General features: G+C 74.0%; 19 protein-coding genes and 1 pseudogene. 16 read left to right on the top strand and 4 right to left on the bottom strand.

Translation table 11 applies throughout. The features are described 5' to 3' along the window. A pseudogene (locus ABTY56_RS06035) lies at nt 1-86 on the top strand (DNA-binding response regulator); the annotation flags it as partial. A 67-nt stretch (nt 87-153) separates the two neighbouring features. Here the strand turns inward: ABTY56_RS06035 and galE are convergent. Next, nucleotides 154-1140 (bottom strand): UDP-glucose 4-epimerase GalE, encoded by a 987-nt coding sequence (gene galE / locus ABTY56_RS06030; protein ID WP_350626956.1) that lies wholly within the window; start codon nt 1138-1140, stop codon nt 154-156. Nucleotides 1141-1389: 249 nt separating this feature from the next. On the opposite strand from galE, the gene ABTY56_RS06025 reads away from it, so the two are divergent. After that, entirely contained in the window at nt 1390-2448 is a 1059-nt protein-coding gene (locus ABTY56_RS06025) for a S1C family serine protease (protein ID WP_502893035.1), read from the top strand. A gap of 124 nt (nt 2449-2572) precedes the next feature. On the opposite strand, the gene ABTY56_RS06020 is transcribed toward ABTY56_RS06025, so the two are convergent. Continuing rightward, complete coding sequence (locus ABTY56_RS06020) at nt 2573-3796, bottom strand: sensor histidine kinase (protein WP_502893031.1); 1224 nt, start codon at nt 3794-3796, stop codon at nt 2573-2575. 302 nt (nt 3797-4098) lie between these two features. Here ABTY56_RS06020 and ABTY56_RS06015 point away from each other — a divergent pair, with 302 nt between their 5' ends. The 11 genes from ABTY56_RS06015 (at nt 4099) to htpX (ending at nt 15299) form a co-directional block, all read left to right on the top strand. Beyond that, entirely contained in the window at nt 4099-4515 is a 417-nt protein-coding gene (locus tag ABTY56_RS06015; protein ID WP_350626954.1) for an NADH-quinone oxidoreductase subunit A, read from the top strand. Further along, on the top strand, nt 4506-5177 hold the full coding sequence (locus ABTY56_RS06010) for an NADH-quinone oxidoreductase subunit B (protein ID WP_350626952.1): 672 nt from the start codon (nt 4506-4508) through the stop codon (nt 5175-5177). Before ABTY56_RS06015 ends, ABTY56_RS06010 begins: the two co-directional genes overlap by 10 nt. Then, nucleotides 5174-6271, top strand: a complete 1098-nt coding sequence (locus ABTY56_RS06005) for an NADH-quinone oxidoreductase subunit C (protein WP_350626950.1) — start codon at nt 5174-5176, stop codon at nt 6269-6271. The genes ABTY56_RS06010 and ABTY56_RS06005 overlap by 4 nt, the downstream gene beginning before the upstream one ends. Continuing rightward, entirely contained in the window at nt 6268-7227 is a 960-nt protein-coding gene (gene nuoH / locus ABTY56_RS06000; RefSeq protein ID WP_502893030.1) for an NADH-quinone oxidoreductase subunit NuoH, read from the top strand. The genes ABTY56_RS06005 and nuoH overlap by 4 nt, the downstream gene beginning before the upstream one ends. Then, nucleotides 7224-7814, top strand: a complete 591-nt coding sequence (locus ABTY56_RS05995) for a NuoI/complex I 23 kDa subunit family protein (RefSeq protein WP_350626948.1) — start codon at nt 7224-7226, stop codon at nt 7812-7814. Before nuoH ends, ABTY56_RS05995 begins: the two co-directional genes overlap by 4 nt. Beyond that, a complete protein-coding gene (locus tag ABTY56_RS05990) occupies nt 7811-8512 on the top strand; it encodes an NADH-quinone oxidoreductase subunit J family protein (RefSeq protein WP_350626946.1) in 702 nt (233 codons plus the stop codon). Before ABTY56_RS05995 ends, ABTY56_RS05990 begins: the two co-directional genes overlap by 4 nt. After that, complete coding sequence (gene nuoK, locus ABTY56_RS05985; protein WP_350626944.1) at nt 8512-8886, top strand: NADH-quinone oxidoreductase subunit NuoK; 375 nt, start codon at nt 8512-8514, stop codon at nt 8884-8886. Before ABTY56_RS05990 ends, nuoK begins: the two co-directional genes overlap by 1 nt. Further along, a complete protein-coding gene (locus ABTY56_RS05980; protein WP_350626942.1) occupies nt 8883-10943 on the top strand; it encodes an NADH-quinone oxidoreductase subunit 5 family protein in 2061 nt (686 codons plus the stop codon). Before nuoK ends, ABTY56_RS05980 begins: the two co-directional genes overlap by 4 nt. Nucleotides 10944-10996: 53 nt before the next feature. Further along, nucleotides 10997-12577, top strand: coding sequence for a complex I subunit 4 family protein (locus ABTY56_RS05975; protein WP_350626940.1), 1581 nt, complete (start codon nt 10997-10999; stop codon nt 12575-12577). Nucleotides 12578-12633: 56 nt separating this feature from the next. After that, nucleotides 12634-14205 carry an NADH-quinone oxidoreductase subunit N gene (locus tag ABTY56_RS05970; protein WP_350626938.1) on the top strand — a complete coding sequence of 524 codons (1572 nt, stop codon included), beginning with the start codon at nt 12634-12636 and terminating at the stop codon, nt 14203-14205. A 230-nt stretch (nt 14206-14435) separates the two neighbouring features. Continuing rightward, entirely contained in the window at nt 14436-15299 is an 864-nt protein-coding gene (gene htpX / locus ABTY56_RS05965; protein ID WP_350626936.1) for a zinc metalloprotease HtpX, read from the top strand. A 116-nt stretch (nt 15300-15415) separates the two neighbouring features. Here htpX and ABTY56_RS05960 read toward each other — a convergent pair whose 3' ends face one another. Further along, nucleotides 15416-16870, bottom strand: coding sequence for an aminotransferase-like domain-containing protein (locus tag ABTY56_RS05960; RefSeq protein WP_350626934.1), 1455 nt, complete (start codon nt 16868-16870; stop codon nt 15416-15418). Here ABTY56_RS05960 and ABTY56_RS05955 point away from each other — a divergent pair. From ABTY56_RS05955 to ABTY56_RS05945, 3 genes are all read left to right on the top strand, one after another. After that, nucleotides 16869-17777 (top strand): DMT family transporter, encoded by a 909-nt coding sequence (locus ABTY56_RS05955; RefSeq protein ID WP_350626932.1) that lies wholly within the window; start codon nt 16869-16871, stop codon nt 17775-17777. The genes ABTY56_RS05960 and ABTY56_RS05955 overlap by 2 nt on opposite strands. Before the next feature lie 144 nt (nt 17778-17921). After that, nucleotides 17922-18347 carry a BlaI/MecI/CopY family transcriptional regulator gene (locus tag ABTY56_RS05950; RefSeq protein ID WP_350626930.1) on the top strand — a complete coding sequence of 142 codons (426 nt, stop codon included), beginning with the start codon at nt 17922-17924 and terminating at the stop codon, nt 18345-18347. Between the two features lie 3 nt (nt 18348-18350). Beyond that, entirely contained in the window at nt 18351-19307 is a 957-nt protein-coding gene (locus ABTY56_RS05945) for a M48 family metalloprotease (RefSeq protein ID WP_350626928.1), read from the top strand. A 19-nt stretch (nt 19308-19326) separates the two neighbouring features. Here the strand turns inward: ABTY56_RS05945 and ABTY56_RS05940 are convergent, their stop codons facing one another. Further along, on the bottom strand, nt 19327-20016 hold the full coding sequence (locus ABTY56_RS05940; protein ID WP_350626926.1) for an FMN-dependent NADH-azoreductase: 690 nt from the start codon (nt 20014-20016) through the stop codon (nt 19327-19329).

Below are 20016 nucleotides of genomic sequence, written 5' to 3'. Positions count from 1 at the left end.
GGGACGGTCTGGTCCGGATGCTGCAGGCCTACGACTTCGAGGTCGTGGCCGCGGTGGACACCGGACCCGACCTCCTGCAGGCCCTCCTCACCGGCACGTCTGCCCGGGGCGCCCCGGGGCACGTCTGCCCGGGGGCGGGTCAGCCCGGGACCGTCAGGCCTTGCGGGCCTCCGGGTGGCGGCCGCACCAGCCCTCCCACGCGGAGGCGACCATCTCCGCCACGCCGTGGCGCGCGCTCCAGCCCAGCTCGCGGTGGATCAGGTCGGCGGAGGCCACCACCCGGGCGGGGTCGCCGGCGCGGCGCGGCGTCACCTCGGGGGTGGTGTCGTAGCCGGTGACCTCGCCGATCACCTCCAGCATCTCCGTGACGCTGACGCCCTCGCCGCGGCCGATGTTGAGCACCAGCGCGGTGGCCCCGGCCGGGTCTGCGGCCAGCCGCTTCGCCGCCGCCACGTGGGCCGAGGCGATGTCGGAGACGTGGATGAAGTCGCGCACGCAGGTGCCGTCCGGCGTCGGGTAGTCGGCGCCGAAGACCCGCGGGGCCTCGCCGGCGGTGAGCCGCTCGAAGACCATCGGGATCAGGTTGAACACCCCGGCGTCGGAGAGCTCGGGGGAGGCGGCGCCGGCCACGTTGAAGTAGCGCAGGGCCACGGTGGACATCCCGTGGGCCTTCCCGGCCGCGGCGACCAGCCACTCGCCGGCGAGCTTGGTCTCGCCGTACGGGCTCATCGGGGCGCAGGGGGTGGACTCGGTGACCAGGTCGACGTCGGGCATGCCGTAGACCGCGGCGGAGGAGGAGAACAGGAAGCGCTTGACCCCGCCCTCGGCGGCGGCCTCCAGGACGGTCTGCAGGCCGATCATGTTCTCGCGGTAGTACAGGAACGGCTGCTCGACCGACTCGCCGACCTGCTTCTTGGCGGCGAAGTGCAGGACGCCCTCGATGCCGTGCTCGCGGATCGCGGCGTCCAGGACGGCACGGTCCAGGGTGGAGCCCTCGACCAGGGGGACTCCGGCCGGGAGGCGGGACGCGTCGCCGGTGCTCAGGTCGTCCAGGACGACGACGCGCTCACCGGCATCGAGCAGCTGGCGGACGACGTGCCCGCCGATGTATCCGGCACCGCCGGTGATCAACCAAGTCATGCGCCGAATCCTAGGGCCCGTGCCCTGGGCGTCGGTTTCGATGGGCCTTTCGGGCGAGCCAGGCCAGCGAACCGGACAAACCGGTGAAATGCTGACAAAGATTTCCGTGCTCTCATGCCCGCGCCCTCGGCGTGGTGACGAATCGGAGGCAGCCAGGTGAGCCGTAAGAAGGAACACACCCGCCCCCTCCCAGCCGGGCCGCGGCCGACCGGGCCCAAGGCGGCGCCCACCCGGCTGCCGGCGACGGGCGTGGCCGCGGTGGCCGCCGCACTGGCCCTGACCGGGTGCAGCAGCGGCTCGTCCTCCTCCTCCGGCTCGTCCTCGCCCGGCGCCTCGTCCGCCTCCAAGCAGGCCTCCTCGGCCCCCGCGCAGAGCGGGAACCAGTTGCAGGACGCGTACCAGAAGGTGATCGCCGACGTACTGCCCTCGGTGGTGCAGATCATCACCGGCGACAGCCTCGGCTCCGGGATCGTCTACGACGACAAGGGCGACATCGTCACCAACGCCCACGTGGTCGGCTCCGCGACCACCTTCACCGTCACCCTCGCCAACAGCACCAAGGCACTGGACGCCGGCCTGGTCGGCAGCTACCCCGACTCCGACCTCGCGGTGATCCGGCTGAACAGCCCGCCGAGCGCCCTCAAGCCCGCCGTCTTCGGCGATTCGGGGAAGGTCGAGCTCGGCCAGATCACGCTCGCCATGGGCAGCCCGCTCGGGCTCGCCGGCAGCGTCACCCAGGGCATCGTCTCGGCCACCGGCCGGACCGTCTCCGAGCCCCAGGGCGGCGGCTCGCCGGGCGCCACCATCGCCAACATGGTGCAGACCTCGGCCGCGATCAACCCGGGCAACAGCGGCGGCGCGCTGGTCAACCTGGACAGCCGGGTGATCGGCATCAACACGCTCGCCGCCACCGAACCCGAGAGCAACGGCGCGGCCGCCCCCGGCATCGGCTTCGCCATCCCGGCGTCCACCATCACCAACATCGCCGACCAGCTGATCAAGCAGGGCAAGGTCACCAACTCCGGCCGTGCCGCGCTCGGCATCACCGCCCGGACGACCTTCGACCAGCAGTTCCAGCCGGCCGGCGCGGTGATCGTCACGGTCAGTCCGGGCGGCGCGGCCGCCTCGGCGGGGCTGCAGCCCGGCGACGTCATCACCAAGATCGGCGACACCCCGGTCGACTCGCTGAACGCGCTCACCACCGCGCTCGCCTCGCTCACCCCGGGCACCAAGGTCACCGTCACCTACACCCGGGACGGCAACACCCAGACCGCCGACGTCACCCTCGGCACGCTGCAGTCCCCGTAGCCCCGGTACGGCGCGACGGGCCGCACGCCGCGCAAGGGTTCCGCGGGCCGCCTCCGTACCGGACCGGCGCCGGGCCCCCGTCACTGCCTCGACGGGGGCCCGGCGCCTTGCCGTGTCCGGGGGGTCAGCGGCGGGCGGTGCGGGTACGCCAGGGCAGCTCGATGGTGACGGTGGTCGGGCCGCCGTCCGGGCTCTCCACCAGGAAGACCCCGTCCACCGCGCGGATCCGCTCGGCCAGCCCGGCCAGGCCGCTGCCCGGGTAGGGGGCCGCGCCGCCCTTGCCGTCGTCCTGGACCAGCACCATCAGCTGGTCGTCGGAGCGCCAGACGTCGACCGAGGCGGTGCGGGCGCCGGCGTGCTTGGAGACGTTGGTCAGCAACTCGCTGACCGTGAAGTAGGCGATGCCCTCGACCGCCGAGTCCGGACGCTCGGGCTCGCCGTCCGGGCCGGCCAGGTCGACGTTCACCTTGACCCCGCCGGGGACGGTGCAGCGGGCCGCGACCGCGGACAGCGCGGCGTCCAGGCCGCGGTCGGTGAGCACGGCCGGGTGGATGCCGCGGGCCAGGTCGCGCAGCTCCTGCAGGGCCAGCTTCACCTCGCCGTGCGCGTTGTCGACCATCTTCGCGGCGACCTCCACGTCCTGCTCGGTCTCCACCTCGCGCAGCCGCTCCTTGGCCATGCCGAGGTCCATCGCCAGCGCGACCAGCCGGGCCTGGGCGCCGTCGTGCAGGTCGCGCTCGATCCGGCGCAGGTCGGCCGCGGCGGTGTCGACCACCGTGCCGCGGTCGTCCTCCAGCTCGCGCACCCGCTCGGCCAGGGCGCCGGGGAAGAGCAGCGACTCGATCAGGATCCGGTCGGTCGCGGCCATGCCGCGGACCACCCAGGGCAGCACCGGCCACAGCACCACGACCGAGACCAGGGTCAGGGTGAAGCTGAGGATGCCCCAGGGCAGCATCAGCACGTTGTAGAGCGCGGTGCGCCAGTTCAGCAGGTCGGTGAGGTGGGCGATGGTGAAGCCGACCACACCCGGGCGGCGCGGGCGCACCGGTTCCGGCTCGTCGATCCGGGAGCCGTACGCCGCCCGCGCCCGGCGGCGGCCCAGCGCGCCGAAGGCACGCTGCGCGGCCAGGCCCGCCGCCAGCAGCGGCAGGCCGACCACGGTGACCGACAGGCCCAGGCCGACCGAGAGCGTGGTGACGGCGAGGACGAACCCGGCGATGCCGAGCGGCAGGTTGAGCAGCAGGTGCCCGGCCCGGTGCCACATCCGCGCCCCGTACAGCGGAGGGCGCTCCATCCGGGCGTCCTGCTCCTTGATGGCGCCCATGGCGCGGCGGTGCAGCGGCTTCATCCGGATCTACCGTCCCTCTCGGTCGTGTGACTGGAGCAAGCTTCCCGAACCGGGGGCGGTGGATGCCATGGGGGTGATACATCTTCCCGGCCGGGGGTTATCCCCACCCCCCGTCCCGGGCGCCGGGTGTTCACCGGAGTGTCCACGGGTCGTCTTGCGGAGCGGGCAGGGTTCGGGTGGAGCGGAGCCGTCCCCTTAGACTCACGCATTGGCCATGGTTGTGATCGTGGTTATGACCGTGCGAGGAAACGACGTAGAACTGCCTTGAGGGGCTGGTTCACGGCCGAGGTGGAGGCGAAGGCATGAAGGGGCAGCACGCGGCTGCCGTCGCGGCCGACCCGGCGGTCGGCAGCGGCTACTTCGACGCGTACGCCGCGATGGGCCTGCTGGCCGTCGTCGGGGTGCTCTTCGTCGCCGTGGCGTTCACCGCCAACCGCCTGCTGCGGCCGGTGGTCCACTCGCCCGAGAAACTCCTCGCCTACGAGTGCGGCGTGGACCCGGTGGGCGAGGACTGGGCGCACACCCAGGTCCGCTACTACGTGTACGCCTTCCTGTACGTGATCTTCGCGGTCGACGCGATCTACCTGTTCCCGTGGGCGACCGTCTTCGCCGCCGCCGGGTACGGCGCCGGAACGCTGATCGAGATGTTCCTCTTCATCGGCTTTCTCGCGGTCGGGCTGCTCTACGCCTGGAAGAAGGGCGTTCTCGAATGGACGTGACGCACTCCCACTCGCACGGCGCCCAGGGCGGTCCCGTCCCGCTCGGGCTGCCGGACCCCGCACGCCCCGGCGCCGTCGAGCGCCGCGGCATCGGACCGCTGGCCCGGCTCGCGCCGGACCCGGTCAAGGTGGTGCTCAACTGGGGCCGCCGCTACAGCCTCTGGTGCTTCAACTTCGGCCTGGCCTGCTGCGCGATCGAGTTCATCGCCGCGTCCATGGCCAAGCACGACTTCATCCGGATGGGCGTCATCCCGTTCGCGCCCGGCCCCCGTCAGGCGGACCTGATGATCGTCTCGGGGACGGTCACCGACAAGATGGCGCCGGCCGTCAAGCGGCTCTACGAGCAGATGCCCGAGCCGAAGTACGTCATCTCCTTCGGCGCCTGCTCCAACTCGGGCGGCCCCTACTGGGACTCGTACTCGGTCACCAAGGGCGTGGACCAGATCATCCCGGTCGACGTCTACGTGCCCGGCTGCCCGCCCCGGCCCGAGGCGCTGCTCCAGGGCATCCTCAAGCTGCAGGAGAAGATCGCCGAGGAGTCGCTGCCCGGCCGCTACGCCGCGCCCGCGGCGGCGCTGCGCCGTCCGCTGGTGGCGGGGCCGTCGGCGGGTTCCGCGGCCGGCTCGGCGGCGGGGTCTTCGAGTGAGGGAGGGGTCTCGTGACCACGGCGGAGCAGTACGCGGCGTCGGTCGGGGAGTGGGCGACCGGCGCCGAGGCGTACGGGCTGATCACCGTCGACGTCCCGGCCGAGAACTGGATCGAGGCGCTCACCAACGCCAGGGACGTCCTGGGCCTGGGCTTCTTCGACTGGCTGAGCGCCGTCGACGAGCTCGCCGAGGGTTTCGCCGTGGTCGCGCACCTGGCCGCCGTCGAGGCGCCGGGCGTCCGGCACCTCGCGCTGCGCACCAGGGTGCCGCGCGACAAGGCGGCGCTGCCGACCGCCGTCCCCGTCTACGCCGGTGCCGCCTGGCACGAGCGCGAGACGCACGAGATGTTCGGCATCGACTTCCCCGGGCACCCCTACCTGGCCACCCTGCTGCTGCCGGACGGCTTCGAGGGGCACCCGCTGCGCAAGGAGTTCGTGCTCGCGGCCCGGGTGGCCAAGGACTGGCCGGGCGCCAAGGAACCGGGCGAGTCCGACCACGGTGGCGGGCCGGCCCGCCGCAAGATGCAGCCGGCCGGTGTGCCGGACCCGAACGAGTGGGGACCGCTCAAGGGCACCCTGCCGCCGGTCGCCGAGCGGCCCGCGCGCGGTGCGCGGGCGGCGGGCGCGGCGGCGCGCACGCCCCGGGCGGCCGCTGCCGCCGGTGCCGCTGCCGGTGCTCCCGCCGAGGGTGCGCCCGCGGTGCGGGCGGACCGGCCGCGGCGGACGCGTTCGGTGTCGGAGGGCTCGGCGAGCCAGCCGGCTCCCGCCGAGGCTCCCGCTGCCGATGCCTCCGCTGCCGGTGCTGCTGCCGCTGGTCCCGCCGAGGGTGCGCCCGCGGTGCGGGCGGACCGGCCGCGACGGACCAGGTCGGTCTCCGACGGGTCGGTCAGCCAGGCCGCCGACGAGCCGAAGCCGGAGCGTCCGGCTCCGGTGCGGCCCTCGTCCTCCGACGCGCCGTGGCACAACCCGGTGCCGGCCCACGACGAGGAGACGCCGGGCCGCGAGCCCGCGGATCCGTCGGGTGACCGGCCCGCGGAGCAGCCGGGCGAGCCGGAGCAGAAGGACGACACGGCGGCCGCCCCGGCCGACCGGGACGGAGACGGCGCGTGAACCTGCTCGACACGGTGCTGCGCTGCGTCGCCACCCTCGTCGTCTTCCTGGTCTTCCCGCTGGTCATCGGCCAGACCGAGCACAAGGTCATGGCGCACATGCAGGGCCGGCTCGGCCCGATGTACGCGGGTGGCTTCCACGGCTGGGCACAGCTCGTCGCGGACGGCGTGAAGTTCGCGCAGAAGGAGGACATCGTCCCGGCCGGGGCGGACCGCCGGATCTTCCAGCTGGCGCCCGCCGTCTCGCTGCTGCCGTACCTCTTCGTGCTGCTGGCGATCCCGGTCGGTCCGAACGGCTTCGTCGGTCAGGCGATCGACGCCGGGCTGTTCTTCGTACTGGCCGTGATGGGCATCGGCGTGATCGGCAAGCTGATGGCCGGCTGGGCCTCGGCGAACAAGTTCTCGCTGCTCGGCGGTCTGCGCACGGCCGCGCAGCTGATGTCGTACGAGCTGCCGATGGTGCTGGCGGCGGCCTCGGTGGCGATGGCCGCCGGCACGCTGTCGCTGCCCGCGATCGTGGACTCCTGGCAGTGGTACTGGCTGCCCTGGCAGCTCATCGGCGCGTTCGTGTTCTTCACGGCCGGTCTGGCCGAGCTGCAGCGCCCGCCGTTCGACATGCCGGTCGCCGACTCGGAGATCATCTTCGGCGCGTACACCGAGTACACCGGCCTGCGGTTCGCGCTGTTCCTGCTGTCCGAGTACGTGGGCATCCTGGTGGTCTCCGCGCTGACCGCGGTGCTCTTCCTGGGCGGCTGGCACGGGCCGATGTCGGACCAGCTCGGCTGGCTCTGGATGCTCCTCAAGACCTTCGCGCTGGCCTTCGTGGTCATCTGGCTGCGGGTCACCTACCCGCGCCTGCGCGAGGACCAGCTGATGCGCTTCGCGTGGGTGGGGCTGATCCCGCTCGCCCTGGTCCAGCTGGCCCTCACCGGCATCATCAAGGTGGCGATCTCATGAGTTTTCCCGGTGTCGGCCTGGCGAAGGGCCTGGCCGTGACGCTGCGGACGATGACGAAGAAGAGCGTCACCGCGCAGTACCCCGACGTGCAGCCGGTGCTGCCGCCGCGTTCGCGCGGCGTCATCGCGCTGCTGGAGGAGAACTGCACGGTGTGCATGCTCTGCGCGCGCGAGTGCCCGGACTGGTGCATCTACATCGACTCCCACAAGGAGACGCTGCCGGCCGCCGAGCCGAACGCCCGGGCCCGCACCCGCAACGTGCTGGACCGGTTCGCCATCGACTTCTCGCTCTGCATGTACTGCGGGATCTGCATCGAGGTCTGCCCCTTCGACGCGCTGTTCTGGTCGCCGGAGTTCGAGTACGCCGAGACGGACATCCACGAGCTGACCCACGAGCGGGAGAAGCTCCGCGAGTGGATGTGGACCGTCCCGGCGCCGCCGGCGCTGGACCCGGCGGCCGAGGAGCCCAAGGAGATCGTCACCGCGCGCAAGGCCGCGGACAAGCTGGCCGCGGCCGCCGCCGCGGCGGCCGAGGTGGCGGAAGCGCCGGAAGCACCGGAATCGGAAGGGAAGGGTGACGACGCATGAGCACCGCCGCCACGCTTCTCGCGGCGACCGGCTCGTTGGAGCCGGCCGCCCGTTCCTTCCTGTCCCCGAGCGGCCAGGAGATCGTCTTCCTGCTGGTCGGCATCGCCGTGCTCGGCTCGGCCGTGGTTGCCGTCACCACCAAGCAGCTGGTGCACGCCGCGCTCTGGCTGGTCGTCGCGCTCGGCGGGCTGGCGGTGGAGTTCCTGCTGCTCACGGCCGAGTTCATCGCCTGGGTGCAGGTGCTGATCTACCTCGGCTCGGTGGTCGTCCTGGTGCTGTTCGGACTGATGCTCACCAAGGCGCCGATCGGGCGCTCGCCGGACGCCGACTCCAAGAACCGCTGGGTCGCCCTGGTCGTGGCGCTGGCCTCGGCCGGGACGCTGGTCACGCTGGTGGTCGACGCCTTCCGGACCTCCTGGATCGACCTCGGGGCGGGCGGTGGCTCCGCCGCCGTCACCGGGGCCAGCCTGTTCCGGCACTGGGTGCTGCCCTTCGAAGCTCTGTCCGTCCTGCTGCTGGCGGCGCTGGTCGGCGCGATCGTGCTGTCGCGCGGGGACAAGCGGCGGGTGCCGGCGCCCCGGGCGGGCAAGCTGCGTGCCGGGCGGCCGGTCGGGTCGAACGGGACGGTGGCCGCGACCGCGCCCCGTACCGCGCCGGAGGCCGCCGCACCCGCTTCTGCCGCGTCGGAGGAGAGCTGATGCACCTCGCCTACCCCGTCGTCCTCGCCGCGCTGCTGTTCAGCGTCGGCGTGTACGGCGTGCTCGCCCGGCGCAACGCCGTCCTGGTGCTGATGTCGGTCGAGCTGATGCTCAACGCCGTCAACCTCAACCTGGTCGCCTTCGACGCCTGGCTGCGCGACTCGCTGCACGCCGGGCAGGCGCTCACCCTGTTCACCATCACCGTCGCCGCCGCCGAGATCGGTCTGGGGCTCGCCATCGTCCTGCTGCTGTTCCGGGCCCGGGGCACCGCGGACATCGACCGGGCCACCGCGCTCGGCGACCCGGCCGAGGCGCTCGCCGCCGAGGAGGCGCCGACCGGAGCCGAGGCGCTGAAGGGCCAGGCCGCCGCATGAACCTCGCCCTGCCCGTACTCGTCCCCGTGCTGCCCGCGCTCGGCGCGGCCGCGATCCTGGCCGTCGGCAAGAAGGCGCCCGGGCTGGCCCGGCCGCTGGCGATCGTCCCGGTCGCCGTCTCGGCCGTACTCGCCCTGGTCGTCGCGATCCAGCTCGGCACCGGCCAGACCCTGGACGCCGCGACCCGGCTCACCCCGACCGGCGGCCCGGACATCGCGCTCGCCCTCCACCTGGACGGCTACAGCTCGCTGATCTCCGTGCTGGTCGGCCTGGTCGCCACCTGCGTCCAGGTCTACTCGACCGCGTACCTCAAGCAGGACCCGCGCTACCCGTCGTACGCCGCACTGGTCTCGCTGTTCACCGCGGCCATGCTGCTGGTGGTCTACTCGGGCGACCTGATCGTGCTGCTGGTCGGCTGGGAGGTCATGGGCGTCTGCTCGTACTTCCTGATCGGCCACCACTGGGAGACCGAGGACGCCCGCTCGGCCTCGCTCAAGGCCTTCCTGGTCACCAAGCTCGGCGACGTGCCCTTCCTGTTCGGGCTCTTCCTGCTGGGCGCGGACGCCGGCAGCTTCCGGATCACCGACGTGCTGGCCGCCGCCACCGAGGGCAGGCTCGGCCACCCGACGCTGATCGCGCTGCTGCTGCTCGCCGGGGTCGCCGGCAAGAGCGCGCAGTTCCCGCTGCACACCTGGCTCCCGGACGCGATGGCCGGCCCGACGCCGGTCTCCGCGCTGATCCACGCCGCCACCATGGTCGCGGCCGGCATCTACCTGGTCGCCCGGCTGCTGCCGGTCTTCCTGCTGTCCGGAGCGGCGTTGGTCGTGCTCGCGGTGATGGCCGCCGTGACGATGATCGGTTCGGCGCTCTGCGCGCTCGCCCAGGACGACCTCAAACGGGTGCTCGCCTACTCCACCGTCGGCCAGCTCGGCTACATGGCCGGCGCGCTGGCCAGCGGCGACCGCGAGGCCTCCGTCTTCCACCTGGTCAGCCACGGCGCCTTCAAGGCACTGCTGTTCCTGGCCGCCGGTGTGGTGATCCACGCCGCGCACACCAACTCGATCTCCGCGATGTCCCGGATGCCGGGGCTGCGCAAGCGCGTCCCGGACGCCTACTGGACGATGGGCATCGCGCTGGTCGCCCTGATCGGACTGCCGCCGTTCTCCGGCTTCTTCAGCAAGGAGGCGGTGCTGACCGCCGCCGAGCACGCCGCCAACGGCGACGCGCTCACCAACGGGCTCGGCCCGGCCTCGGCCGTGCCGGAGGCGGCCGGGTGGATCGTGCTGATCTCCGCCGCGCTCACCGCACTGCTCACCGCCGCGTACGCCACCCGGCTCTTCCTGGTCGCCTTCCACAGCCCGGCCGGGGCCGCCGCTGCCGCACCGCAGGTGCTGCCCGCCGACGACCGGGCCACCGTCGTGGCCGACCACGAGGCGGACGCGCCGTACTCGCCCGAGCTGGACGAGGCCGACCCGGCCACCGCCGAGCCGCCCGCGATGCGCTGGCCGCTCTGGGTGCTGGCCGTCCCGACCATGGCCTTCGGCGTCACCAGCCTGCGCACGGACTGGCTGCCCGAGCTGCTGGACGGCGGCTCGCTGCGGCCCTCCGGGGTCACCGCCGTCACCGGCACCGCACTCGCCGTGGTCGGCATGCTCGCGGCGTACGGTGCCTGGCGCTCGGCGACCGCCCGGCTGGGCCCTGGCAGGCCGGCCCCGGTCGCGGCAGGCCGGGTGCCGGAGCAGGCCGGAGCCCCGGCCGTCGAGGTGATCGTCGCCGACCCCGGGCGCATCCTGCTCGGCCCGCTGTTCGGACCGGCCCGGCACGGCTTCGGCATCGACCGGCTGTACCACGTGCTGTTCGTCCGACCGGTGGTCGGCGCCGCCCGACTGGTCCGCTTCCTCGACCGCGAGGTCATCGAGACCTACGTGCGCGGCAGCGGCGCGGGCGTCAACCTGCTCGGCCGGGCCGTCCGGCTCGCGCAGACCGGCAACGCGCAGACGTACCTCAGCGCCCTGCTGGCCGGCGTCGTCCTGCTGACCGTCCTGGTGGCGGTGTAGCCGGTGCTGTCCTTTACCCCCGTCCCCTCGACCGCCGCACGTAGGAGCCCCCGATGAACGCAGTCCTCATCGCCCTCCTGGTGCTGCCGCTGCTCGGCGCCGCGCTCACCCTGGCGCCGGTGTTCGGACCGGACCGGGCCGTCGCCGACCGGCGGGCGCTGCGACTGAACACCGTCGTCACCGGCGCGGTGCTGCTGCTCGCCGGCGCCCTCGCGGCCGGCTTCGACCACGACGACCCCGCCCGGATGCAGGCCACCACCGACGTGTCCTGGATTCCGGCCCTACACGTGCGCCTCCACCTCGGCGTGGACGGCATCTCGCTGCCGCTGATCGTGCTGACCGCGCTGCTCACCTTCCTCTGCGCGCTGTACTCGGAGAAGCGGCTGCCGAACGGGGCCGACCGGGGCGGAGCCCCTGATGAGCACCGTCCGTCCGCGCAGGCCTTCGTCGGGCTGCTCCTCCTCCTCGAAGTCGGCATGCTCGCCACCTTCGTGGTGCTGGACCTCCTGCTCTTCTTCCTGGCCTTCGAGATCGTGCTGATCCCGATGTACTTCCTGATCGCCCGCTGGGGGAGCGGCGCGAAGGTCCCGGCCGCCAACCGGTTCATCCTCTACACGCTGCTCGGCTCGGCCCTGATGCTGCTCGGCTTCCTGCTGATCGGCAGCAAGGCCGGCACCTTCGACATGCAGGCGCTGGCCGCCGCGCACGGCAGCGGACTGAGCCACACCACCCAGGTGACCGCCGGGCTCGCGATCCTGGTCGGCCTCGCGGTCAAGGCCCCCGCCTGGCCGCTGCACAGCTGGCTCCCCGACGCGCACACCGCCGCCCCGACGGTGGGCTCGGTGCTGCTCGCCGGTGTGCTGCTGAAGATGGGTACGTACGGTCTGGTCCGCGTCCTCCTCCCGATCGTGCCGGACGGCACCGCCACGCTCGCCCCCTACCTGGGCGCGTTCGCGGCCGTCGGCATCGTCTACGGCTCACTGGCCTGCCTGGCGCTGGCCCGCCCCGGCGCCAAGGGCGACCTCAAGCGCCTGATCGCCTACTCCTCCGTCGGCCACATGGGCTTCGTGCTGCTCGGCATCGCCTCCCTCACCCCGGTGGGCGTCAACGGCGCGCTGTTCGCCAACATCGCCCACGGCCTGATCACCGGTCTGCTGTTCTTCGTCGTCGGCGCGCTCAAGGACCGCTACGGCACGGCCGACCTCGACACCCTCTCCGGCGCCACCGGAGCGGCGCTGTACGGCAGGGCGCCGCGACTCGGCGTACTGCTCGCCTTCGCCGCCGTCGCCAGCCTCGGCCTGCCCGGCCTGGCCGGCTTCTGGGGCGAGGTGCTCGCCATGTTCGGCGCGTTCGACCCGGCCGACGGCCTGTCGCGCCCCGCCTTCGTCACCTACATGGTCCTGGCCGGTCTCGGCACCCTCCTCACCGCCGCCTACCTGCTGATCATGGTCAAGCGCGTCTGCATGGGCGACCCCGAGCAGCCCGCGCCGGTGGCCGAGGTGGCCGACCTGCGCCCGTACGAGGCCGTCAGCTGGACGCCGCTGGCCGCGCTCACCCTGCTCGCCGGCCTCTGGCCCGCGCTGCTGCTCGGCCTCTCGAACCCCGCCGTCAAGCACCTCCTCGGGGGTGGCTGACCGTGCTCGCAGCCCAGACCGCCGCACTCGGACCTCACTCCACGGGGCAGCACACTGTGACCTCCCTCGCCGTAGCCAACCCGGGCAGCCTGATCCAGTCCGTGGACTGGGTGGCGATCGCGCCCCCGCTGATCGCCGCCGTTGCCGCCCTCGCCGTGCTGGTCACGGACCTGTTCCTGCCCGAGCGGCACAAGAAGTGGCTCGGCCGCCTCACCGCGGCCGGACTCGCCCTCGCCCTCATCGCACTCCTTCCCCTCACCGGTGGATCACCCCGCGCGACCTTCTGCGTGCAGAACGTAACAGGCGGCACTGACACTCAGCCGATCGGCGGCTCCGCCGCGGTCGGCTGCTCCTACGTCGCCGACCACTTCGCCCTGGTGTTCCAGTTGCTCGCCCTCGGCGGGGCGCTGATCGCGGCGCTGCTGTCGGTCCACACCGTGGACGACGAGAAGCTCCCCCGGGGCGAGTACTGGTTCCTGCTGCTCTCCAGCGCCACCGGCGCCGCCCTGCTGCCCGCCTCCCGCGACCTCGCCACCATGGTGATCGCCCTGGAGGTCGCCTCGCTGCCCGCCTTCGCCCTGGTCGCGCTGCGCCGGGACGGCCGGGGCGCGGAGGCCGCGCTCAAGTTCTTCGTCTCCTCCGTGACCGCGACCGCCGTGATGCTGCTGGGCGTCGGCTTCGTCTACGCGGCGAGCGGCAGCCTGCACCTCGGCGCCGTCGCCCAGGGCCTGGAGCACGCCCCCGGGCAGCTCAAGCCGCTGGCCGAGGCGGGTGCCGTGCTGACCCTGGTCGGCTTCGCGTTCAAGGTCGCCGCGGTCCCGTTCCACTTCTGGGTGCCCGACACCTACACCGGCGCCCCGCTGCCGGTGGCCGGTTACCTCTCGGTGGTCGGAAAGGCGGCCGGCCTCTCCGGACTCGCCCTCGCCATCACCATCGCCTTCCGGCCGTACGCGCACACCTGGGGCCTGGTCCTCGCGGTGCTGGCCGCCGTCACCATGACCGTCGGCAACGTCGGCGCGCTGCGCCAGCGCTTCGACACCCGGTACAGCGCGGTCCGGCTGCTCGCCTGGTCCTCGGTCGGCCAGGCCGGGTACCTGCTGGTGCCGCTCGCCGCGGCCGGCTACGCACCCACCGGGGCCGACCAGCTCGGCGCCACCGCCGCGTACGCGCTGATCTACGGCGTGGTGAACCTGGGTGCCTTCGGGGTGGTCGCGGCGGTCGGCCGCCGGGCCGGGACCAGCGTGGACGACTTCCGCGGACTCTTCGCCCGCCGCCGCTGGACGGCGCTCGCGCTCGCCTTCTTCCTGCTCTGCCTGGCCGGGCTGCCGCCGGGCGTGATCGGCCTGTTCGGCAAGGTCGTGGTGTTCCGCGCGGCCGTCGACGCCGGGCTGGGCTGGCTGGCCGTGGTGATGGCCGTCAACGTGGTCATCGCTCTGTACTACTACCTGCTGTGGACGGCGCGGCTGTTCGCCCCGGCGGCCGAGGTGCCCACGGGCGCCGCCGTCGAGACCGAGCGCCGGCTGCCGGTCAGCCTGACCGCGACCCTGGGGCTCACCGCCTCGGCGGCGGTGGTCCTGTCCGTGGCGCCGCAGCTCGTCCTGCAGGTCGCGGGCGGTTCGTTGTTCTGAGCCCGGACCCGCCGGATGGGCGGGCCGGTGCCGGTGCCGGTGCCGACGACGTGGTGCGGTGTCGGCTCCGGCGTGCGGGGTGCCGGGTGCCGGGTGCCGGGTGGCACGGCCGGGTGGCGCGGCGGTGTCGCGTCGGTCACAAGGGAACAAGGTCCCCGGCCCCGCCCGTTGAGCGGGCAAGAGGGACGAGGCAGAAAGGGCTTCCCCACCGCACCACTGGAGGGCCTGACGTGCACCGCCGGCACAACGGACTGAGGACCGCCGTCCTGCTCGGCGGCCTCTCGGCGCTGATCCTGGTGATCGGAAGCTTCTTCGGCCGCACCGGCTTCATCATCGCCCTGCTGGTCGCCCTCGGGACCAACGCCTACGCGTACTGGAACAGCGACAAGCTCGCACTGCGGGCCATGCGGGCCCGGCCGGTCAGCGAGTTCGAGGCGCCGCAGCTGTACCGGATCGTGCGCGAGCTCTCCACGGCCGCCCGACAGCCGATGCCCCGCCTCTACATCTCCCCGACCCCGGCCCCCAACGCCTTCGCCACCGGCCGCAACCCGCGCACCGCGGCGGTCTGCTGCACGGAGGGCATCCTGCAGATCCTGGACGAGCGGGAGCTGCGGGGAGTGCTCGGGCACGAGCTGAGCCACGTCTACAACCGGGACATCCTGATCTCCTCGGTCGCCGGGGCACTCGCCTCGGTGGTGATGTTCCTGGTGAACTTCGCCTGGCTGATCCCCTTCGGCCGCTCCGAGGACGACGACGGGCCGGGGCTGTTCGGGATGCTCGCCATCATGATCCTCGGACCGCTCGCGGCCGGACTGATCCAGCTCGCGGTCAGCCGCTCCCGCGAGTACCAGGCCGACGCCGACGGCGCCCGGATCACCGGCGACCCGCTGGCCCTCGCCGGCGCCCTCCGCAAGCTCGACGCCGGCACCCGCCGGCTGCCCCTCCCGCCCGAGCCGCAGCTCCAGACGGCGAGCCACATGATGATCGCCAGCCCCTTCCGCCCGGGCGAGGCCGGCGCCAGGCTGTTCTCCACCCACCCGCCGATGGCGGAGCGCATCGCCCGCCTGGAGCGGATGGCGGGTCACGGGCGGTAGGGGTCCGCTGCGCGGGGTCGGGCACGGCGCGTCGCCTGTTCGCTGTGGAGGGCTGCGCCTGCGTACTGCCCGTCCGCCGGGCGGGGCTCTGCTCGTGGCGTCCGCTCCGTCTCCCCTCAGCGCGTCGTCTCCTCGTAGGCCAGCCGGAGGCGGTGGATGCCCTCGGCCACCTGGGCGGGGCTTTCGGCGGCGGCGTAGCTGAGGCGGAGGTGGGGGGCCGGGGGCTCGGCGGCGTGGTACGGGCGGCCGGGGGTGACCTGGACGCCGGTGCGCAGGGCGGCGGCGGCGAGGGCGCCGTCGTCGGTGCCCTCCGGGAGGCGCAGCCACAGGTGGTAGCCGCCCGGGCGGTGGATGGTGAGGAGGCCGGGCAGCTCGCGGTGCAGGGCGGCGACGGCGGCGGTGCGGCGGTCGCGCAGTTCGGCGCCGAGGGTGCGCAGGTGGCGGGCCCAGGCCGGGTCGGCGACCAGTTCCAGCGTCGCCTCCTGGAGCGGTCGGGGCACGAAGAAGCTGTCCACCACCTGGGTGGCCCGCAGTCGGGCCAGGGCGGGGCCCCGGGCGGTGAGGGCGCCGATCCGCAGGTTGGGCGAAGCGGCCTTGGTCAGCGAGCGCAGGTGCACCACGACGCCGTCCCGGTCGTCGGCGGCGAGCGGTCGCGGCAGTGCGGGGGCGTCCGTGTGGACCAGGAGCCGGGCGAAGTCGTCCTCGATCACGAACGCGCCGGCCGCGCGGGCGATCCGCAGGACCTCCTCCCGCCGCCGGGGTGAGAGCACCGCGCCGGTGGGGTTCTGGAACAGCGGCTGGCAGACGAAGACCCGGGCCCGGGTGGCCGCGAAGGCGTCCGCCAGCAGGTCGGTGCGGACGCCGTCGGCGTCGATCGGGACTGGCACGGGCCGCAGCCCGGCGGCGCTGACGACCGCCAGGATGCCCGGGTACGTCGGCGACTCCACCAGGACCGGCGAGCCGGGTGCGGCCAGCGAGCGCATGGCGACGGTGAGCCCGCCCTGGCCGCCGGCGGTGATCAGGACGTCCCCGGCGCCGATCGGTCCACCGTGGCCGCCGATGTCGCGGGCGAACCAGCCGCGCAGTTCGGTGAGGCCGTCGACGGGCGGGCGGTCCCAGGCGCCGGGGCGCCGGCCGGCCCGGGCGAGGGCGGTGGCGAGCAGGCGTTCGGGCAGCAGCGAGGAGTGCGGGTAGCCGCTGTTGAGGTCGATGACGTCGGGCGGCGGCACCCGGAGGGTGGCGAACACCGGGGCGGCGAGCAGGTCGCGCGGGCCGGACTCGGCGCTGAGCGCGATCTCCTGCCAGGAGAGGTCGCCGGTGCGGCGGGGCGGTGCGGCGGGGGCGGTCGGGGCCGCGGCGAAGGCCGCCGCCCGGAAGACCCCGGCGCCGGGCCGGGAGACCACCAGCCCTTCGGCGACGAGCACGGCGATGGCCCGGGAGACCGTCACCGGACTGACCTGGTGGCGTTCCATCAGCGCCCGGCTGGCGGGCAGCTTCCGCCCCTCCGGGTAGCGCTCGACCTCCCGCCGGAGGATGTCGGCGAGTTCGGCCACACTGCTACGCTCGTTCATGACGGCACAAGATAGCGCTACCCTGCCCCGAGCGATAGCACCGCAGCACGCCGCGGTCTCCGGCACCGCCCTCGCCGCCCTCGGGGTGGCCTCCTTCTCGCTCAGCTTCCCGGCCACCGCGTGGTCCCTGACCGGTTTCGGCCCGTGGTCCGCGACCGGCCTGCGCGGCGTCCTGGCCGGGGTGCTGGCGGCGCTCTACCTCCTGACCGCCGCGGCCCCGCTGCCGAAGCGGCGGCACTGGCCGGCCCTGCTGGTCGTCTCCGGCGGCTGTGTCCTCGGCTTCCCGCTGCTGACCACGCTCGCCCTGCGCACCTCCTCGACCGCCCACTCGGCGGTGGTGATCGGGGTCCTGCCGCTGGCCACCGCGGTGGCCTCGGCCCTGCGCACCGGCCGTCGGCCGTCCCGGGCGTTCTGGGCGGCGGCGCTGGCGGGGGCGGCGGCCGTCCTGGTGTTCACCCTGCTGCAGAGCCACGGCCGACCGACCCTCGCCGACCTCTACCTGTTCGTCGGGCTGGTGGTCTGCGCGGCCGGGTACGCGGAGGGCGGGCGGCTCTCCCGGGACCTCCCGGGCGCCCAGGTGATCGCCTGGGCGGTGCTGGCCGCACTGCCCGTGATGCTGCTGACCTCGGCGTTCGGACTGGCCACCGAGCCGGTGCGGTTCGGCCCGAAGGCGCTGGTCGGGCTGGCGTACGTCGCGGCGGTGTCGCAGTTCGGCGGGTTCGTGCTCTGGTACCGGGGGATGGCCGCCATCGGCGTGCCGAGGGCCAGTCAGCTGCAGCTCGGCCAGCCGCTGCTGACGCTGGTCTGGTCGGTGCTGCTGCTCGGCGAGGACCTGCCGGCCGCCGCACCGGTCACGGCGGTGGTGGTGCTGGTCTGCATCGCCGTGACCCAGCGGGCCCGGACCTGATCGTGGAGGGGGACGGAAGGCCCCGGGCGCGGCCGCCCGTACGCCTCCGAACCTCCGCGCCGACCGCTTCGGAGCTGTCCTCCGCTCGTTAGGATGAAGCCGCGCCCGTCGGTCCGGGCGCGGCATCCGGAGGGAGTGGCCGTCATGGCAGACGAGAGGCACGCCCCGGCGGCCGGGGACGCGCCGGCCCGACGACGCGGCCAGGGCGAACTGGAGGCGCAGGTGCTGGCGGTGCTCCAGCGGGCGCCGGGCCCGGCCACTGCGGGGTGGGTCCAGGAGCGCCTGGAGGGCGACCTGGCGTACACCACCGTGATGACCATCCTGTCCCGGCTGCACGCCAAGAACGCCGTCTCGCGCTCCCGCTCCGGCCGGTCCTACCTGTGGCAGGCCTCCTCGGACGCCGCCGGGCTGGCGGCACTGCGGATGCGGCGGATGCTCGACGGGGAGGCGGACCGGGACGCCGTCCTGGCCAGCTTCGTCAGCGCGCTGCTGCCGCACGACGAGGACCTGCTGCGGGCGCTGCTCGACGCGGCCTCCGCCGATCCGACGGCGACCGACCGCGAGAGCTGACCCGTGGGCCTCTTCGTCTTCCTCCCGCTCGTCCTGCCGCTCACCGCGGTTCCGATCGCGCGCCTGACCGAGCAGCACCTGCACCCGCGTGGCGCGACCCGGCTGATGACCGCGATCAGCGCGGTGATGGCGGTGTGCAGCGTGCTCTGCCTCGGGCTGATCGGCGTGGTGGGCACCGCGCAGATCCCCGGCAATCCGCTGCCGGACAGCTGGTCCGACCCGGAGGTGCGGGCCGCCCTGCCGTACCACGAGACGGTCGGGACGGCCGCGATGTGGCTGCTGGCGCTGGTGGGCCTCGCCTGCGCCCGGACGGTCGTGCGGCACCTGCGGGTGCGCGCCCGGGCCCGGCGGGCGCTGTCCGGGCTGCCCGCGGGGCCGGCGCCGGCCGGTGACCTCGCGGTGCTGCCGGACCGCAGCCCGTACGCCTACGCGCTGCCGGGCTCGCCCGGTCGGGTGGTGGTCTCCACCGGGATGCTGGACGGTCTGGCGGCGGACGAGCGGGAGGCGCTGCTCGCGCACGAGCGGGCGCACCTGCGCCACCGTCACCACCGGTACCTGCTGACCACCCAGCTCGCCGCCTGCGTCAACCCCTTCCTGCGGCCGCTGCAGTCGGCGGTGGCGTACAGCGCGGAGCGGTGGGCGGACGAGGACTCGGCGCAGGCCGTGGGGGACCGCCGGATCACCGCGCGGGCGGTGGCCCGGGCGGCCCTGGTCTCACACGCGGCCCCGGCGCCCGGCTTCGCGGCCTTCGCCGCCCCGACCGCGGCGGCCGGCCCGGTGCCGCGCCGGGTCGCCGCGCTGCTCGGCCCGGTGCCGACCTCCCGCAACTGGCCGCCGGCCAAGACCCCGGCGGGCCTGGCCGCGATGGTCGCCGCCGTCGGCACGGCGGCGTCGGCGCTGTGCGCGCTCAACGCCGCCGTGGCGCTGCTGCTGGTACTGAAGGCCGTCACCCCGCTGTAGGACCGAGCGGCGGTGCGGCTCAGAGCACCGCGGCCAGTTCGTCGACGGCGGCCTCGGCCGCCGCCAGCGACTCGGCGGCGAGCGGCTCCAGGCCGTTCAGCGCCGGCACGTCCGCGGCCCGGGTGAGTTCGGCGGTGACGACGTGCAGGTGCGCCGCGGTGACCCCGAGGGCGCCGAAGTACGCCCGCAGGTACGGGAGCTGGAAGTCGAAGTGCTCGCGCGGGGTGCCCGGCCCGTACCCGCCGCCGCGGACGGCGACGACCACCACGCGGGTGTCGCGCAGCAGCCGCGCGCCGGTGTCCGGGTCGACGTACGCGCCGGGGAAGGAGACCCGGTCGATCCACGCCTTGAGGCCGGTCGAGACGGTGAAGTTGTACATCGGGCTGCCGAGCAGCAGCGTGTCGGCGGCCCGCAGCTCCTCGATCAGCGGTCGGCTGAGCGCCCATTCGCGCACCTCGTCCGGGTTCTCGGCCAGCGCGGCGACGTCCTCCGGCGGGAGCGGGCCCTTGCGCTCGGTCCGGCGGCCGAGGGTGTCGTAGGCGGCGCCCACCGCGGGCACCGGGTCGGCGGCGAGGTCGCGGTACCGGTGCCGGGCGGCGTCGCCGTGCCGGGCGCGCCAGGTGGCGGCGAAGCGGTCGGTCAGGGTGCGGCTGACCGAGCCGGTCGGGCTGATGCCGGAGTCCAGGTGGAGCAGCGTTGCGGAGGTCAT

It is taken from the genome of Kitasatospora sp. NPDC097691, assembly GCF_040302665.1.
In the GTDB taxonomy this organism is placed as follows: domain Bacteria; phylum Actinomycetota; class Actinomycetes; order Streptomycetales; family Streptomycetaceae; genus Kitasatospora.
The sequence above is the reverse complement of the archived record's forward strand: the minus strand, read 5'-3'. Positions and strand labels throughout refer to the sequence as shown.

Coding starts and splice junctions, on each gene's coding strand:
- ABTY56_RS06010 (WP_350626952.1), top strand. CDS start 4,506: ATGGACGTGACGCACTCCCACTCGCACGGCGCCCAGGGCGGTCCCGTC.
- ABTY56_RS05940 (WP_350626926.1), bottom strand. CDS start 20,016: ATGACCTCCGCAACGCTGCTCCACCTGGACTCCGGCATCAGCCCGACC.
- ABTY56_RS05990 (WP_350626946.1), top strand. CDS start 7,811: ATGAGCACCGCCGCCACGCTTCTCGCGGCGACCGGCTCGTTGGAGCCG.
- galE (WP_350626956.1), bottom strand. CDS start 1,140: ATGACTTGGTTGATCACCGGCGGTGCCGGATACATCGGCGGGCACGTC.
- ABTY56_RS06015 (WP_350626954.1), top strand. CDS start 4,099: ATGAAGGGGCAGCACGCGGCTGCCGTCGCGGCCGACCCGGCGGTCGGC.
- ABTY56_RS05950 (WP_350626930.1), top strand. CDS start 17,922: ATGGCAGACGAGAGGCACGCCCCGGCGGCCGGGGACGCGCCGGCCCGA.
- ABTY56_RS05975 (WP_350626940.1), top strand. CDS start 10,997: ATGAACGCAGTCCTCATCGCCCTCCTGGTGCTGCCGCTGCTCGGCGCC.
- ABTY56_RS05995 (WP_350626948.1), top strand. CDS start 7,224: ATGAGTTTTCCCGGTGTCGGCCTGGCGAAGGGCCTGGCCGTGACGCTG.
- nuoK (WP_350626944.1), top strand. CDS start 8,512: ATGCACCTCGCCTACCCCGTCGTCCTCGCCGCGCTGCTGTTCAGCGTC.
- ABTY56_RS05980 (WP_350626942.1), top strand. CDS start 8,883: ATGAACCTCGCCCTGCCCGTACTCGTCCCCGTGCTGCCCGCGCTCGGC.
- ABTY56_RS06020 (WP_502893031.1), bottom strand. CDS start 3,796: ATGAAGCCGCTGCACCGCCGCGCCATGGGCGCCATCAAGGAGCAGGAC.
- ABTY56_RS05955 (WP_350626932.1), top strand. CDS start 16,869: ATGACGGCACAAGATAGCGCTACCCTGCCCCGAGCGATAGCACCGCAG.
- ABTY56_RS05960 (WP_350626934.1), bottom strand. CDS start 16,870: ATGAACGAGCGTAGCAGTGTGGCCGAACTCGCCGACATCCTCCGGCGG.